Source organism: Streptomyces sp. NPDC033216, from assembly GCF_055577115.1.
Map to the genome: position 1 here is coordinate 553661 of NZ_JBVIQK010000001.1, position 15983 is coordinate 569643.

A 15983-nucleotide genomic window follows, 5' to 3' on the forward strand; every position below is an offset into this window, starting at 1 on the left:
TCACACCACCTCGTCCTCGTGCAGGCGGACGCGCAGGGCGCGGACCGCCGTGTGCAGGCGGCTCTTGACGGTGCCCTCCGGGACGCCCAGCTCCTCGGCTATCGAGCGCACCGGCAGATCGGCGTAGAAACGCAGGACGACCACCTGGCGCTGGGCGTCGGGCAGGTCGTCCAGGCCCTGGGCGACGGCGAGGGAGAGCACGCTGGTGTCCTCGCCGGAGGGGTGCTCGTGCTGGCGCAGGGACGCCAGCCGCTCCCCGAGGCGCTCCTGGCGGCGCTTGGCCCGGTGCCAGTCCATGGCGAGATTGGAGGCGACGACGGCCGCCCACGCCGAGACGTCACGTGGCGCGTCGTCCCCCTTGGCGGCACGCTCCAGCAGCCGCAGGCGGACCTGCTGCACCCCGTCCGGCAGGTCCGCCTGCGGTACCCCGCCGAGCGCGAGCACCGCCCGCACCCGGCGTTCCTGGGCCGCGTCCAGGGGATCACCGTCCGCGGTGTCCTCCCCCGGTCCGCGGCGGGCCGTTCTGCGCAGCACGGAAATCCCCTCCCCCTCCCCGCGTCACCTCTACGACGCCGCCGCACCCGGAAACGTTCGGCACGGCGCCGGGAAATCGTTCGGAGGCGTACGTCACACCGCCGCACGCGGCGCCACAGCTTGCGGCCGGGACCCCTCGCGGAGCGAATTCCTCCAGCTCAGGGGGGTGTGGACGCAAGTTCCGGAACCGTGCGGGGGTCCTGGGTGTCCCAGTTCTCGGGCATGCCGGTCAAAGGATTGGACAGGCAGACCCATGTCGGCCGCATCATGGAAAGGTCTCGGCCAGGCAGTACGCACGCAGCAGCACAGACAGAGGGAGTCGCCGTGAGGGTCGGAATCGTCGGAGCCACCGGTCAGGTCGGCACGGTCATGCGCAGGATCCTCAAGGAACGGAACTTTCCCGTCAGCGAGCTGCGCCTGTTCGCCTCGGCCCGTTCCGCGGGGACGGAGCTGGACGGCGTGACGGTCGAGGACGCGGCGACCGCCGATTACTCCGGCCTCGACATCGTGCTGTTCTCCGCCGGTGGCGCGACCTCGAGGGCACTGGCCGAAAAGGTCGCCTCGCAGGGCGCCGTCGTGATCGACAACTCCTCGGCCTGGCGCCGGGACCCGGATGTGCCGCTGGTCGTCTCCGAAGTGAACCCGCACGCGATCGCGAACCGCCCCAAGGGCATCATCGCCAACCCGAACTGCACCACGATGGCCGCGATGCCGGTCCTCAAGCCGCTGCACGCCGAGGCGGGCCTGGAGGCCCTGGTGGTCGCCACCTACCAGGCGGTGTCCGGCTCAGGTCTCGCGGGCGTCGCGGAGCTGCACGGCCAGGCGCAGAAGGTCGTCGCCGACGCCGACCGGCTCACCCACGACGGCGAGGCCGTCGACTTCCCGCAGCCGCAGGTCTACAAGCGGCCCATCGCCTTCAACGTCGTCCCGCTCGCCGGCTCGATCGTGGACGACGGCCTGAACGAGACGGACGAGGAGCAGAAGCTCCGCAACGAGTCCCGCAAGATCCTGGAGATCCCCGAGCTGAAGGTCTCCGGCACCTGTGTGCGCGTCCCGGTGTTCTCCGGCCACTCCCTCCAGGTCAACGCCCGTTTCGCCCGCCCGATCAGCGCCGAGCGCGCCACCGAGCTGCTCGCGGACGCCGAGGGCGTCGTCCTCACCGACATCCCGACCCCGCTCCAGGCAGCCGGCAAGGACCCGTCGTACGTGGGCCGCATCCGCCAGGACGAGACCGTGGACAACGGTCTCGCCCTGTTCGTGTCGAGCGACAACCTGCGCAAGGGCGCCGCCCTGAACGCGGTGCAGATCGCGGAGCTGGTGGCGAAGGAGCTGAAGGGCTAGTCGGTCCTCGGTCACCTGGCGGTCTTCGCCGACCCAGCGTCTTCGCCGACCCAGCGTCTTCGGGACCTAGCGGCCTGCGGTGACCTCGTAGAGGAAGCAGCCGTACTCGACGGCCCGGACGTGGACGAACGCCACGGCCGGGTCGTCGAACGCTTCCCGGAAGGCCCGCGCGAACGCCTCCGGCGAGGGGTCCGCGACGAGCCGGCCGCCCAGGATGTGGCCCTCGGCCGAGTAGCGGCGGACCGTGCGGTGCGCGTCGGCGAAGGGCAGGACCGCGCCGTCCGGGCCCGGGCACGGGTCGGCGTGGACGAAGACGGGGCCCTGTTCGTCGTACGCCCCGGGGTCGGTGCCCGTCTCGGCGGCCCGGCGGCGCAGAGGCGCGTACGAGACGAGGGCGATCCGCTCTCCCGGCGTGCTGCGGCGCAGGCAGCAGCGCAGCGGGGCGCCGCCCTCGCCGTCGGTGAACGCCGTCGTCGGACGTCCGGCGTCGTCCGTGACGCGGAGTTCCGCCAGGGCGCCGGGTGCGATGGGGCGCGCGGTGTACGTCGTGGTCGCGGTGGTGGTCGTCATACGGTCCAGCCTCACGCGTCGCCGGCCGCTCCACCGGCGGGTTCCGGACATCGCGTACATCTCACCTTCCAGGTCTGGCGAGGCCCTGATCGGGCGTACGGTCGTCACGATCTCAACTATCAGGAGGTGCGTGTGGCCTCGACCTACGCAGAGTCCCGCCCCCGCGGCGAGGTGACCGTGGAGGGTCTCGTCGCCGACATCGGACGCGGGGCGGCGGAGTTGACGCCCGGCGAGCCGGCCGCCCTGTACGCCGGGGTGGTGGAGCTGACGGCCTCCGTGGACCGCTTGCGGCGGGTGGCCCGGACGGCACGGGACACGGCGGCGGACGACAATCAGGGGTACGGCGAACCGGGCACCGGTCCGCCCGAACTCGCCCTGACGGAAGTCGGTTTCGCCGCGCTCGCCGAGACGCACCGCCGTGCGGTCCTGGTCCACTGCTACCGCATGACCGGCTCCTTCGACGACGCCGAGGACCTCGTCCGGGAGACGTTCCTGCGGGCCTGGCGGGCCCGGGACACCTTCCGGGCCGGGGGGAGCGTACGGACCTGGATGTACCGAATCGCGACCAACGCCTGCCTGGACCTGCTGCGCCGCACCGCGCGCCGCCCCCACTACTACGGGCCACCGCCCTGCTCGGGCAGCCGCACCGATGAGCCGCCCCCGCGGGTCACCTGGCTCCAGCCCTACCCGGACGCCGAGCTGCCGAAGACGGCCGGGGACGCCGTGGAGCCGTCCGGCGGCCTTGAGCTGCCCCTCCTCGTGGCGATGCAGCACCTTCCGCCCCGGCAGCGGGCCGCGCTGGTCCTGCGGGACGTACTCGGGCTGAGCCTCGCCGAGACCGCCGAAACGCTCGATCTGACGCCGGTCTCGGTCGACGGCGCCCTGCTACGGGCCCGAACCGCCCTGCGCGACCTGCTGCCGGGCGGACGTGCGCGGGGGCCGGCCGAGCGCGAGGCCGCTCTCCTCACCCGGTACATGGCCGCCGGCGAGGCCCACGGCCCGGCCGCGCTGGGCGGGCTGCTCGCCGACGACGTGCTGCTGACCGCGCCGCCGAACCCGTACTGGTGCCGGGGCCGGGACGCCGTCCTGGCCTTCCTGCGGCCGAGCCGGGACCCCGGCTCCCCCGACTTCCTGGGCCACCGGCGGTACCTGCCCGCCCGCGCCAACGGACAGCCCGCGGCCGGGGTCTACCTCCGCCGGCCCGGCACGAACGTCGACCGCGCCCACCTCCTCGACGTGCTGCGGGTCGAGGGCGACCGGATCGTGGAGATCACGTCCTTCGAACCGCATCTCTTCCCGGCCTTCGGACTGCCCCTGCGGCTGTAAGCTCCCGCGGCGCGGTACGGCGAAGGGCGCCCGGCCGGACACCGGACGCCCCTCACCACCGTACGAGCCGTACGGACGACCGCCGCTACCGCGCGTCCGCCGCCTGGGCCTTCAGGGCGCGCTCCACGCCCGAGCGGGCCTCGGAGACGAGGCGGCGCAGGGCCGCGTTCGGCTCGGCCGAGGTCAGCCAGGCGTCGGTCTTGCGCAGGGTCTCCTCGAAGACCTGGACGGCCGGGTAGAGACCGACCGCGATCTGCTGGGCGATCTCGTGCGAACGGGAGTCCCAGACGTCCTTGACGACGTCGAAGTACCTGTCCGTGTACGGCGCCAGCAGCTCACGCTGGTCGGTCTGCACGAAGCCGGCGATGACGGCCTCCTGGACGGCGTTGGGCAGCTTGTCGGACTCGACGACCGACGCCCACGCCTCCGCCTTGGCCTCCGCCGTCGGACGGGCGGCACGGGCGGTCGCCGCGTGCCGCTCACCGGCGGCGGTCTTGTCGCGCCCGTACTCGCCGGCGATCTCCGCCTCGTCGAACCGGCCGACCGCGGCGAGGCGCTGCACGAACGCCCAGCGCAGCTCGGTGTCGACGGCGAGGCCCTCGATCGTCTGCGTGCCCTCCAGCAGCGCCTCCAGAAGGTCGAGCTGCTCCGGCGTACGGGCGGTGGCGGCGAACGCCCGCGCCCACGCCAGCTGGTGGTCGCTGCCCGCCTCGGCGGTCCGCAGGTGCGCCAGCGTGGCGTCGGTCCAGCGGGTCAGCAGCGCCCCGCGGGCGGCCGGGTCGGCGTACAGGTCGATCGCGAGCTTGACCTGGCGGTGCAGGGACTGCACGACACCGATGTCGGACTCCTTGCCGATGCCGGACAGCACCAGGGACAGGTAGTCGCGGGCGGGCAGTTCGGCGTCGCGGGTCATGTCCCAGGCGGACGCCCAGCACAGGGCGCGCGGCAGGGACGCCTCGAAGTCGCCGAGGTGCTCGGTGACGAACGCGAGGGACCGCTCGTCGAGGCGGACCTTGGCGTACGACAGGTCGTCGTCGTTGAGCAGGACGACGTCCGGCCGCCGCTTGCCGGTCAGCTGCGGTACGGGCGTCAGCTCGCCGTCCACGTCCAGCTCGACGCGCTCGCCTCGCACCAGCTTGCCGCTGCCCTCGTCGAGGTCGTACAGGCCGACGGCGATGCGGTGCGGGCGGAGCGTCGGCTCGCCCTTGGCACCGACGGGCAGGGCGGGCGCCTCCTGGCGGATCGCGAAGGAGGTGACGACGCCGTCGGCGTCGGTCTCGATCTCGGGGCGCAGGATGTTGATGCCGGCGGTCTGGAGCCACTTCTGCGACCAGGCGCCCAGGTCGCGGCCGGAGGTCTCCTCGAGCGCGCCCAGCAGGTCGGACAGGCGGGTGTTGCCGAACGCGTGGCGCTTGAAGTAGGCCTGCACACCGGCGAAGAACGCGTCCGTGCCGACGTACGCCACGAGCTGCTTCAGGACGCTGGCGCCCTTGGCGTAGGTGATGCCGTCGAAGTTGACCAGGACGTCGTCGAGGTCACGGATCTCGGCCATGATCGGGTGGGTCGACGGCAGCTGGTCCTGCCGGTACGCCCAGGTCTTCATGGAGTTGGCGAACGTCGTCCAGGAGTGCGGCCACCGGCTGTCCGCGGAGTACGCCTGGCAGGCGATGGAGGTGTAGGTGGCGAACGACTCGTTCAGCCACAGGTCGTTCCACCACTCCATGGTGACGAGGTCGCCGAACCACATGTGGGCCAGTTCGTGCAGGATCGTCTCGGCCCGCACCTCGTACGCCGCGTCCGTCACCTTGGACCGGAAGACGTACTGGTCGCGAATGGTGACAGCGCCCGCGTTCTCCATCGCGCCCGCGTTGAACTCCGGCACGAAGAGCTGGTCGTACTTCTTGAACGGGTACGCGTAGTCGAACTTCTCCTGGAACCAGTCGAAGCCCTGCCGGGTGACCTCGAAGATCGCGTCGGAGTCGAGGTACTCGGCGAGCGAGGGCCGGCAGTAGATGCCGAGCGGCACGCTCTGCCCGTCCTTCTCGTACACGCTGTGCACGGAGTGGTACGGGCCGACGATCAGCGCGGTGATGTACGTGGAGATGCGCGGGGTCGGCTCGAACACCCAGACGTCGTCCTTGGGCTCCGGCGTCGGCGAGTTGGAGATGACGGTCCAGCCGCTCGGCGCCTTGACCGTGAACTGGAAGGTCGCCTTGAGGTCCGGCTGCTCGAACGAGGCGAAGACGCGGCGGGCGTCCGGCACCTCGAACTGCGTGTACAGGTAGGCCTGCTCGTCGACCGGGTCGACGAACCGGTGCAGTCCCTCACCGGTGTTGGTGTAGGCGCAGTCGGCGACGACGCGCAGGACGTTACGGCCCTCCAGCAGGCCGGGCAGGGCGATCCTGGAGTCGGCGAACACCTCGTCCGGGTCGAGCGGGTCCCCGTTGAGCGTCACCTCGTGGACGGTCGGCGCCACCAGGTCGATGAAGGACTCGGCGCCGTTCTCCGCGACGTCGAAGCGCACCGTGGTCACGGACCGGTAGGTCCCGCCCTCTTGCGCGCCGGACAGGTCGAGATCGATCTCGTACGAGTCAACGGTGAGCAGCTTCGCCCGCTGCTGCGCCTCTTCGCGAGTCAGGTTGGTGCCAGGCACGCGGTCATCTCCTCGTCATGTGTCGGTCGCGTCATCCTTCCACGGCGGCACCGCGTCGGGCGACGACCTTCTCCGGCGTCTCCTGTCGGCCTCGCGCGGTCGGGGTGACCTCGCTACGGCGCGGACCGAGCTGTCCGGCCACCGTGGCGCCGAACGCCAGTGCCATGCCGGCCAGCTGCACGGCCGTCAGCGCCTCGCCCAGGGCCGCCCAGCCGACCACGGCGGCGGTCAGCGGGGACAGCGGCGCGAGGAAGGTGACCTGCGTGGCGCTGAGGCGCCCGATCCCGCGGAACCACAGCCAGTAGGCGATCGCCGTGCCCGCCAGGGCCAGGTAGAGGTAGCCGCCGACGGCCGCGCCGTCCAGGGCGGGCGGTGCGCCCTCGACGAAGACGGCGAGGGGCGCGATGAGCAGGCCGCCGATGGTCAGCTGCCAGCCGGCGAGCGCCAGCGGGCCGACCCCCTCGGGGGCGCCCCACTTCTTGGCCAGGACGAGACCGGCCGACATCGACGCCGTGGAGGCGACCGCCGCCAGCAGCCCGGCCGCGTCCAGTCCCCCGGTCGCCCTCAGCACGACCAGGCTGACGCCGAAGGCGGCCACGACCCCGGTGAGCAGGGTGCGGGCGGCGGGCCGCTGCCCGAGCAGCAGCGCCGAGAACGCGAGGACGAACAGCGGTCCGGCCGAGCTGACGACGGCCGCCATGCCGCCCGGCATCCGGTAGGCGGCGAGGAACAGGAGCGGGAAGAACGCGCCGATGTTGAGGGCGCCGAGCACCGTCGCCTTCCCCCACCAGGCGCCGCGGGGCAGCACCCGCACGAGGGCGAGCAGCAGCAGGCCGGCCGGCAGAGCGCGCATGAGGGCGGTGAACAGGGGGCGGTCGGCCGGCAGGAACTCGGTGGTCACGGCGTAGGTGGTGCCCCAGGCGACGGGGGCGAGGGCGGTGAGCAGGACGGTCGCGGCCCGGTTCATGACCGGCACCCCTCTCCGGAAGGAAGTCTGCTTGACGGTGATTAGCTTAGTCCTAAGCAACTTACAATCAAGCTACTTTTTGCGGGCGACCGGAAGCGGGCGGATACTCCCCGCATGAGTGCAGAGCGCAGGGACCCGGTCGACGCGATCGTCGAGCAGTGGGCGACCGAACGACCCGACCTCGACACCACCGCCATGGAGGTCTTCGGCCGCGTCTCCCGGCTCGCCCGCGCGATGGGCGACCGCATGGAGAAGGCCTACGCGGGCCTCGGGATCTCCCGCGGCGAGTTCGACGTGCTGGCCACCCTGCGCCGCTCCGGCCAGCCGTACGCGCTCTCGCCCCGGCAACTGTCCGCGACGCTGATGCTCACCACCGGCGGCATGACCGGCCGCCTCGACAAGCTGGAACGGGCCGGCCTCCTGCGCCGCTCCCCCGACCCGCACGACCGCCGGGGCCTCCAGGTGACCCTCACCGAGCAGGGTCTGTCCGTGGTCGAGGAGGCGGTCGGGGCGGGCCTCGCCGTCCAGACGGCGGCCCTGACCGCGGCCCTGGACGCCGAACGGGCCGGCCAACTGGCCGATCTGCTGAGGGAGTTGCTGCTCGCGACAGAACGGTAGGCGCGCCGACGGCAGGGGCGTGGACCGAGACAGGAGGCTCGGCCGCTCAGCCGACGTGCGCGGTGGGCGCCGCCTCGATCACCGCCACCGTCACCGCCGGCTCACCGCGCGGCGCTACCTCGCCGCGCCGCACCCGTCGGCGCGGCCGGCGCGCGGGCAGGCGCCGTACGACGCGCGAGGGCGCCGTCCCCGGCGCCGTACGGCGGTGTGCGCGTACGGACGTCGGGGACGGCGCCCTCGAGAGGTGTGCCGGCGAAGAGTCAGTGGGCCTTGGCGGCCTCGCCCTTCACGGTGATGTTGGAGCTGGTGGTGTCGCCGCGGTCCTTCGAGCGGTCCAGCACCCACACCAGGCCGGTGATGACCGCGAACAGCACGAGCGGCGCGAACACGTAGAGGCCCAGCGTCTCGATGACGCTGAGGCCCTGACCGGGGTCGTCGCCGTCGTCGCGGGTCAGCGCGAGGGCGGGGGACGACATGAGCAGCATCATCAGCGTCGTACCGGCAGCCAGGGCGCCGGCGCGCAGGGCGTTCTTCTTGTCCACGGTGCAAAGCTAGCGAACGCCCTCCGGGCGCGCGCGTCCGGGGTGCCGTATGAGGTGCGAACGCCGCCGCGCCCCTGCCCCGGTCTCACGCGCCGCCCCCCTCTCGCAGCACCTCCATCAGCGCGTGCAGCCTCGGGGACGCGGCCAGCTCCTCCAGCGTCACCGGCCGGCCCTCGGCGTCCGCGATCGGCAGCCGCCAGTTCGGGTACTGGTCCCAGGTGCCGGGGAGGTTCTGCGGACGGCGGTCGCCGACGGCGTCCGGGAGCCAGACGCCGACCATCCGGGCGGGGGTGCTCAGCAGAAAGCGGTGGACGGCCTGGATCTCGGCCTCCTCCGAGGAGGTGTCGCCACCCCCGCCGGTGCCCTGAAGAAGATCGGTCCGGGAGAGGAGGTCGAGCCACTCGCCGGTGTCGGCGGCGGCCTCCGCGCGTTCCTCCTCGAGCGGGCGGGCCAACAGGCCGAGGCGGTCGCGGAGCTCGACGTGTTCGCCGGTGAGGCGGGCGGCGGTGGAGGGCAGGTCGTGCGTGGTGGCGGTGGCGAGGCAGTCGGCGCGCCAGCGGTCGGGGGGCAGCGGGCGGCCGTCACCCTCCCAGTCGCGTTCGAACCACAGGACGGAGGTGCCGAGCACCCCGCGTTCGCGCAGGGACTCGCGCACGCCGGGCTCCACGGTGCCGAGATCCTCCCCGATCACCACCGAGCCGGCCCGGGACGCCTCCACGACCAGGACGGCGAGCATGGCCTCGGCGTCGTAGCGGACGTAGGTGCCCTCGGTGGGCGGCTCGCCCTGGGGGACCCACCAGAGCCGGAACAGGCCCATCACGTGGTCGATGCGCAGGGCTCCGGCGTAGCGGAAGAGGGCGCGCAGGAGGCGGCGGTACGGGGCGTAGCCCGACTCGGCGAGACGGTCGGGGCGCCAGGGGGGCAGGCCCCAGTCCTGGCCGCGGGCGTTGAAGGCGTCCGGCGGCGCGCCGACGGACATGCCGGACGCGAGGTGGTCCTGCTGGGCCCAGGCGTCGGCGCCGCCGGGGTGCACGCCGACCGCGAGGTCGTGGACGATCCCGAGGGGCATGCCGGCCTCGCGCGCGCTGCGCTGGGCGGCCGTGAGCTGGGTGTCGGTCAGCCAGGCGAGACGGGAGTGGAAGTCGACGCGGTCCATCAGCTCCAGCCGGGCGCGGGCGGTCTCGGCGGAGCGCGGGTCGCGCAGCCCCTCCGGCCACCGGTGCCAGTCGGACCCGTGCACCTCGGCCAGCGCGCACCAGGTGGCGTGGTCCTCCAGGGACTGCCCCTCACGGGCGAGGAAGTCGCAGTAGGCGGCGCGCCGGCCCGGTCCGAGCGGCACGGCGGCGATCAGCTCCAGCGCCTCCCGCTTCAGCTCCCACACGGCGTCCCGGTCGATCAACGCCCCCTTGTCGAGGACGGTTTCCCGCAGCCGCGCGGCCCGGTCCCGCAACTCCCGCACCCGCTCGGGGTCCGTGACGTACGCGAACTCGGGGACGTCCTCGATCCGCAGGTGCACCGGGTCGGGGAAGCGGCGTGAGGAGGGCCGGTAGGGGGAGGGGTCGGTGGGAGCCCCGGGCACGGCCGCGTGCAGCGGGTTGACCTGTACGAATCCGGCGCCCAGCGCCCGCCCGGCCCAGCCGGTCAGCTCGGCGAGGTCCCCGAGGTCGCCCATGCCCCAGGAGCGGCCGGACAGCAGGGAGTAGAGCTGGACGAGGAGGCCGTAGGAACGCCCGGCGGGTGTGGGCAGCCGGGGCGGGGCCACGACCAGGTGGGCGCGGGCGGTGCGGCCGTCGGGCGCGGTCGCGGTCACGGTGTGGACGCCCGGCGGGAGTTGGTCGAGGCGGGCGCGGGTCTCGCCCTGCTCGGTCTCGATCAGCAGGCGGGTGCCGGCGGGGAGCGCGGCGAGGGCGTCCGGCTCGCTGCCGCCGCTCCAGTGGACCACGGTCGGCGGCAGCAGCCGTTCGGCCAGTTCACGTTCCCGGTCGGCCAGCGCGGCACGGGCCGCCTGCGGGGTGCCCGCGTCCACGCCGAGGGCGGCCAGGGCGCGGGTGACGGCGGCGGCCGAGGCGGTGACCGTCCGGTCCGGGGAGGGCCGGTAGGAGACGGCGACGCCGTGCAGCCCGGCGAGCCGGGTGAGGTCCTCTCCGAGGGGTGCGGTCATCTACGGCCTCGTGGAGTCGGAGTCCGCGGCGGCGAGCGGCGGTTCGCTGGTGAGGGGCTCGGCATCGGGGAGCGGGGGTTCGCTGGTCAGCGGGGCCTCGGTACGGGCGCCCTCCGCGCTGCACGCGTACAGGTGGGGTTCCTGGGGGTAGGCGGACGGTGCCGCCGGGCGTTTGGAAGGGTCCGGGAGCAGCTGGTGTGCCGGTGCGACCACGGTGGCCTCCTTGTCGGGGACGGCGCCTTCGTACGGGGTGCACGGCGGCGTCGTACGGCGCCTGACAGCGCCTGACGGTGTCTGGCGGGTTACCGCAGAAAGCCCTACCCAGTGGGCGCCGCGGCAGACGTCCCCGCACCGGACAACACGCATCTCGTCACATTCCTCACCCTGACATTCTCCCCAATGTGGAGCGATTACGGCAGAGCGCGCGCCGTCGGGATTCCGGCGTGAACCGTCGGCGCCGGGCCGGCCGACAGACAGGGTGTGAGACTGTTCCGCCCCATGAGGGGCCACGGGGAGGGCGACACGGACGCGGCGCTGCTGCGGTCCGTCGCCGACGGGGACGCCCGCGCCCTGGCCGCGCTGTACGACCGGCACGCCGGCTGGCTGCACGCGCGGCTCACCCGGCGCTGCGCCGATCCCGAGACGGTGCGGGAGGTGGTGCAGGACACGTTCGTGACCGTGTGGCGGTCGGCGGCCGGACACGGCGGCGGGGAAGCCGGTGGCTGGCTGTGGACCATCGCCGCCCGGCGGCTGGTCGACGCGCGGCGGGCGCAGGAGCGCTCCGCGCGGATCGAGACGGCGCCGATGGACACCGACCGGGTGGAGCGGGCACCGGCGGCGGCCCTGCCGTCCGCGGAGGACCGGGTGCTGGCCGGGCTGGAGTTCGGCGACGTCGGCACCGCCCTCGACCGGATCTCGCCGGAGCTGCGCGAGGTGCTGCGCGCGACCGTCGTCGACGGGCTCACCACCCGCGAGGCGGCCCGGCTGCTCGGCATCCCCGAGGGCACCGTCAAGACCCGCGCGATGCGCGCACGTGCCGAACTGCGCGCTGCCCTGGCCCAGTTGAACCCGATCCCGGCGGGAGGCCCGGCATGACCCACCCCCGATGGCACGCGACCGACACCCTGGCCGCCCGCTACGCCGACGGCACCCTCCCGGAGTCCGACGCCTGGTCCCTGGAGACACATCTGGAGCGCTGCCCGGCCTGCGCGAACCGGGTGTCCCGCGCGGTTCGGGAGGGGGCGGCGGGGCCGGTCCTGGGGGAGGTGAGGGAGGCGGTACTCCGGGAGGCTCTGGGTTCGGCACCTACCGAGGCGGGGGCAGCCGCGCCGGCCCCTGCGCGGGAGGCGAGGATGCGCAGGGCTCTGGGCCCGGCACGGACCGCGGCCGCCGGTGCCGTACCGCCGGCGGCCCGCACGCCCCCGCCGGGCGCGGATCGGCGATCCGCCCGGCCCCCCGCCGCGTCGCCCGCACCGGCGACGCGGGACCCGGCGCCGGCCGGGGCCTACGGGACGGTGCCGGCCCCGGCGGAGGCGCTGGACGCCGCCCGGCCGTCGGCCGGGTCCGCCGCACCGGCGGCCGGGCGGGGCACCGCCGCGCGGACGGGGCTCGCCAAGGCCCCGGCACCCCCGCCACAGCCGGCCGAACCCCGGCCGCAGACCCCCGAGCGGCCCTCGCCCACCGCCCCCTTCCCCCGCGCCCGTCTCTGGTCGTCCCGTACCTCCGGCCGGTTCGCCGCGCTCGGCGTCGTCCGGTTCGCCCCGCTCTGCGTCGGCCGTTTCGTCCTCCGGGCGACGCACGGGAGGCGTGCGGCGGCCCGCGTACCCGGTCTCGCCCGTGTCCTGTGGGCGGCGGGGCCCGCCGTGCGGGGAGCCTGGTGCGTCGCCGTGGTGGTCGTGGCGATGGGCGCGGTCGCGTTGGCCCACGGAGCCGGAGTGGCCGGGGCGCGGCCGTTGCTGCTGGCCCTGGCGCCGGCCGTTCCGGTGCTCGGGGTGGCCCTGTCGTACGGACCGCACGCCGACCCGGCGCACGAGATCGCCGCGGCCTCGCCCAACGGCGGGCTGCGGCTGCTGCTGACCCGCACGGTCGCCGTCCTGGCGGTCAGCCTGCCGCTGCTGACGCTGGCCGGGCTGCTGCTGCCCGGCTCGGGGGGACCGGGTGCGGCGGCCTGGCTGCTGCCGGGGCTCGCGCTGACGCTGGCCTCCCTGGCCCTGGCCGGGTACGCCGGGTCGCGGGCCGCCGCGGCGGTGACGGGCGGGGGCTGGCTGTGCGCGGTGCTCGCCCCGGCGCTGACCTCGCCGTCCGGCGCCCCACTGGCTCGCCTGACCGAGCAGCTCTCCGCCGTCCTCGACGGCGCTCCCGCCCAGGGCGCCTGGGCGGGAGCGGCCGTACTGTCCGCCGCCGCGCTGGCCGCCCGGCGTTCCGTCTACGACCGGTTGCCCTGACGCACACCCGCTCACCGACCGGTACACGTCTTCCCGATGGAGATCCCTTGAGCACGATACGAGTGACCGGACTGCGTGTCCGGCACCGCAGAACCATCGCCCTCGACGGGGTGGACCTCGCCCTGGGCCGGGGTGTGCACGGCCTGCTCGGGCCGAACGGCGCCGGGAAGACCTCGCTGATCCGGGTCCTGGCCACGATCGCGCGGCCCGCCGAGGGGAGGGTGGAGATCCTCGGCGAGGACGTCGGGGAGGCCGCGAGGCGCGGCACGGTCCGGCGCCGGCTGGGCTACCTCCCGCAGGAGTTCGGCCACTACCCGGGCTTCACGGTCCGCGAGTTCGTCGCGTACGTGGCCTGGCTGAAGGAGCTGCCCGCCGCCGACGCCCCGGCCGCGGTCGAGCGGGCCGTCGAACGGGTCGGTCTCGCCGACCGCATCGACGCGAAGGTGCGGACGCTGTCCGGCGGCATGGTCCGCCGGGTCGGCATCGCGCAGGCCATCGTCAACGACCCCGACGTGCTGCTCCTGGACGAACCCACCGCGGGTCTGGACCCGGAGCAGCGCGTGGAGTTCCGGGCGCTGCTGCGCGGGCTGGGCGCCTCATCCACGGTGATCGTCTCGACGCACCTGGTGGAGGACGTGGCCGCCGCCTGCACCGAGGTCGCCCTGCTCGACGCGGGCCGGGTCGCCTACCGCGGCACCCCCGAGTCGCTCAGCGGGCTGGGCGCGGACGACGACGCCGAGGGCGTCGGCGACAACCCGATCGAGCGCGGCTACACCGCCGCGCTGCGCGCCCACCGGACCTCGCTCGCTCCCGCGGCAGGGGCGCCGCGATGAGCGTTACGGCCACGACACCGACAAGCGTGCCCGTCCGGGTCCACCCCTTGCGCGCCGAGGTGCTGCGCGGGTTCGCCCCCTGGGCGGGAGTCGCGGTGTTCGTCACGGTCGCCGCGCTGCTGGCCCCCGTGACGGACCGCTGGCAGGGCGGCTGGGCGGAGACCCGGACCGAGCTGCACACCGTCCTGCTGATCGTCGTGCCCCTGGCCGCGGCGGCGGGCTGTTGGCAGGGCGGCCGGGAGCGCCGGCGCCGTACCGAGGAGCTGTGGGGGACTGCCGCGCGCGGGCCGCTGGCGCGGTTCCTCGCGTCGGCGCTGCCGGTGGCCGGGTGGGTGACGGCCGGGTACGTGGCCGCGGCGGCCGGCGCGTTGCTGGCGACCTGGCCGTATGCCCGGGGCGACCGGCCGTGGCTGGATCTCCTGCCGGCGGACGCGGTGGCGGTGGCGGCCGCCGCGGTGGCCGGTCAGGTGCTGGGACGGGTGGTCGCCTGGCGGCCGGCGGCGCCGCTGCTTGCGGTGGGCGGCTATGTGGCGCTGGGCCTGTCGTCGCGGGCGGACACGGGCGCCGGCCGCTATCTGAACCCGGCGCTCCCCGTCTCGGAGAGCGTGGTGGCGGGGGCGTGGCAGCCCGCGGCCGCGGCGGTGTGGGTGGCCGGCCTGGCGGCGGCCTGTGTACTGGCGTACGCGGCGCGGCGCCGGTACTCGGCCCTGCTGCCGCTCGCGGCGGCGACGGCCGCGGGCGCGCTGCTGGTGCAGGACGGGGCCGGACCGTGGCACCCGAACCCGGCCGACGGCCGCCAGGTGTGTGACACCTCGACCACCCCGCAGATCTGTGTGAACGCCCGCTACGGCGATCTGCTGCCGCAGGTCACGTCCGCCCTCTCGGGCGTCACCGGCCGCCTGGAGGGCGTACGGAATCTCCCTGTCCGGTTCGAGGACCGGCCGGGCGGGCCCCGCCCCGACGAGGCGGAGCTGCCCATGCTGACGCCGATGGGCTGGTCGTTCGTACGGGGCGGGCTGACCGACCCGGAACAGTACGCGTGGGAGGCGGTGGCCGCGCTCCAGCGCCGTGGGGACTGCGAGGGCCCGACGGACCCGCGCGTGAGCCGCGCGGACGATGCCGTGGAGAACCTCCTCGCGCCGATGCCCGCGCGGGAGTACTTCGACGAGCTGGACGCCGGCGGTGACGAGGCCGCCCGCGCCGAGCTGCGCGAGCGGCGGGCCGCGCGTGCCCGCCTCGCGTCGATGGACGCGGACGAGCGCCGGACCTGGCTGTCGGCGTACTTCGCCACGGCCGGCGACTGCGACCCGGAGGGGGTGCCCGCGCTGTGAGCGGAACCCTGCTGTACGCCCGGTCCCGCGCCCTGTCCTGGACGCTGGCCGCACTCGCCGGGACGGCCGCCCTCGCCGGGTGGGCGGCGCTGCGCACGGACACCGCCCCCGATCCCGGACGGGTGCGGACCCTGGTCGTGCTGGCCCCGGTGCTGGCCGCCGCGGTGATCGGCGCCGGCCTTCACACCCCCTTCGACGAGCTGGACCGTACGGCGGTACGCCCCTGGTGGCCCCGCCGGCTGGCCCACCTGCTCGGCCCGACCGCCCTCGCGGGCGCGCTGCTCGCGCTCACCGTCCTCGACGACGGCCCGGCCCTCGGCCCCGCTCCCCTGATCCGCAACCTGCTGGGCTGCGTCGGTGTCACGGCCGCCGCGGCGGTCCTGCTGGGTGCCCGCCTGAGCTGGCTGCCGGTCCTCGGCCATGTCGGGACGGTGCTCCCGGCGTCGGCCGGCGCCGAGGGACGGGCGGCCACGGTGTGGGCCTGGCCGGTGCAGCCGGCCGACCGGCCGTGGACGTGGCTGGCCGCGGTCACGGCGTTCCTGCTGGGCACGGCCCTGTACGCGGCGCGCGGCGCCCGCCCGGAGGCCGCGCCAGGCTGACCCTCGCCCCGTCGCGCGGCCCGTCCCGAAGGGCCCCGTGGCGCTTGGGCCACGGGGCATGCAA

Annotated in this window: 15 protein-coding genes; 8 read left to right on the plus strand and 7 right to left on the minus strand. The window is 74.7% G+C overall.

Annotated elements, in window-relative coordinates:
• Nucleotides 1-534, minus strand: a complete 534-nt coding sequence (locus ACZ5Y0_RS02350) for a sigma-70 family RNA polymerase sigma factor (RefSeq protein WP_469126758.1) — start codon at nt 532-534, stop codon at nt 1-3.
• Nucleotides 535-858: 324 nt separating this feature from the next.
• Between ACZ5Y0_RS02350 and ACZ5Y0_RS02355 the strand changes: the two genes are divergently transcribed.
• Nucleotides 859-1875, plus strand: coding sequence for an aspartate-semialdehyde dehydrogenase (locus ACZ5Y0_RS02355; RefSeq protein ID WP_469126759.1), 1017 nt, complete (start codon nt 859-861; stop codon nt 1873-1875).
• A gap of 66 nt (nt 1876-1941) precedes the next feature.
• Here ACZ5Y0_RS02355 and ACZ5Y0_RS02360 read toward each other — a convergent pair whose 3' ends face one another.
• Entirely contained in the window at nt 1942-2445 is a 504-nt protein-coding gene (locus tag ACZ5Y0_RS02360) for a DUF1203 domain-containing protein (protein ID WP_469126760.1), read from the minus strand.
• 132 nt (nt 2446-2577) lie between these two features.
• On the opposite strand from ACZ5Y0_RS02360, the gene ACZ5Y0_RS02365 reads away from it, so the two are divergent.
• Nucleotides 2578-3771 carry an RNA polymerase subunit sigma-70 gene (locus ACZ5Y0_RS02365; RefSeq protein ID WP_469126761.1) on the plus strand — a complete coding sequence of 398 codons (1194 nt, stop codon included), beginning with the start codon at nt 2578-2580 and terminating at the stop codon, nt 3769-3771.
• A gap of 85 nt (nt 3772-3856) precedes the next feature.
• Here ACZ5Y0_RS02365 and pepN read toward each other — a convergent pair whose 3' ends face one another.
• The gene (gene pepN, locus ACZ5Y0_RS02370; RefSeq protein WP_469126762.1) at nt 3857-6424 is read right to left on the minus strand and encodes an aminopeptidase N; all 2568 of its coding nucleotides are present in this window, start codon (nt 6422-6424) and stop codon (nt 3857-3859) included.
• Between the two features lie 31 nt (nt 6425-6455).
• Entirely contained in the window at nt 6456-7391 is a 936-nt protein-coding gene (locus ACZ5Y0_RS02375) for an EamA family transporter (RefSeq protein ID WP_469126763.1), read from the minus strand.
• Nucleotides 7392-7505: 114 nt separating this feature from the next.
• On the opposite strand from ACZ5Y0_RS02375, the gene ACZ5Y0_RS02380 reads away from it, so the two are divergent.
• The gene (locus ACZ5Y0_RS02380) at nt 7506-8009 is read left to right on the plus strand and encodes a MarR family winged helix-turn-helix transcriptional regulator (protein ID WP_469126764.1); all 504 of its coding nucleotides are present in this window, start codon (nt 7506-7508) and stop codon (nt 8007-8009) included.
• Nucleotides 8010-8269: 260 nt separating this feature from the next.
• On the opposite strand, the gene ACZ5Y0_RS02385 is transcribed toward ACZ5Y0_RS02380, so the two are convergent.
• The 3 genes from ACZ5Y0_RS02385 to ACZ5Y0_RS02395 form a co-directional block, all read right to left on the minus strand.
• A complete protein-coding gene (locus ACZ5Y0_RS02385; RefSeq protein WP_469126765.1) occupies nt 8270-8551 on the minus strand; it encodes a hypothetical protein in 282 nt (93 codons plus the stop codon).
• A gap of 85 nt (nt 8552-8636) precedes the next feature.
• Nucleotides 8637-10712 carry a 4-alpha-glucanotransferase gene (gene malQ, locus ACZ5Y0_RS02390; RefSeq protein ID WP_469126766.1) on the minus strand — a complete coding sequence of 692 codons (2076 nt, stop codon included), beginning with the start codon at nt 10710-10712 and terminating at the stop codon, nt 8637-8639.
• Nucleotides 10713-10925, minus strand: a complete 213-nt coding sequence (locus ACZ5Y0_RS02395; RefSeq protein ID WP_469126767.1) for a hypothetical protein — start codon at nt 10923-10925, stop codon at nt 10713-10715.
• A gap of 285 nt (nt 10926-11210) precedes the next feature.
• On the opposite strand from ACZ5Y0_RS02395, the gene ACZ5Y0_RS02400 reads away from it, so the two are divergent.
• From ACZ5Y0_RS02400 to ACZ5Y0_RS02420, 5 genes are read left to right on the plus strand one after another with little or no spacing between them, the layout of a single operon-like run.
• Nucleotides 11211-11807, plus strand: coding sequence for an RNA polymerase sigma factor (locus ACZ5Y0_RS02400; protein WP_469126768.1), 597 nt, complete (start codon nt 11211-11213; stop codon nt 11805-11807).
• Nucleotides 11804-13156: a zf-HC2 domain-containing protein gene (locus ACZ5Y0_RS02405; RefSeq protein WP_469126769.1), complete on the plus strand. Its 1353-nt coding sequence runs from the start codon at nt 11804-11806 to the stop codon at nt 13154-13156. The genes ACZ5Y0_RS02400 and ACZ5Y0_RS02405 overlap by 4 nt, the downstream gene beginning before the upstream one ends.
• Nucleotides 13157-13203: 47 nt before the next feature.
• A complete protein-coding gene (locus tag ACZ5Y0_RS02410) occupies nt 13204-13989 on the plus strand; it encodes an ABC transporter ATP-binding protein (RefSeq protein WP_469126770.1) in 786 nt (261 codons plus the stop codon).
• A complete protein-coding gene (locus ACZ5Y0_RS02415) occupies nt 13986-15320 on the plus strand; it encodes a hypothetical protein (RefSeq protein WP_469126771.1) in 1335 nt (444 codons plus the stop codon). Before ACZ5Y0_RS02410 ends, ACZ5Y0_RS02415 begins: the two co-directional genes overlap by 4 nt.
• On the plus strand, nt 15317-15919 hold the full coding sequence (locus ACZ5Y0_RS02420) for a hypothetical protein (protein ID WP_469126772.1): 603 nt from the start codon (nt 15317-15319) through the stop codon (nt 15917-15919). Before ACZ5Y0_RS02415 ends, ACZ5Y0_RS02420 begins: the two co-directional genes overlap by 4 nt.
• Nucleotides 15920-15983 lie beyond the last annotated feature (64 nt).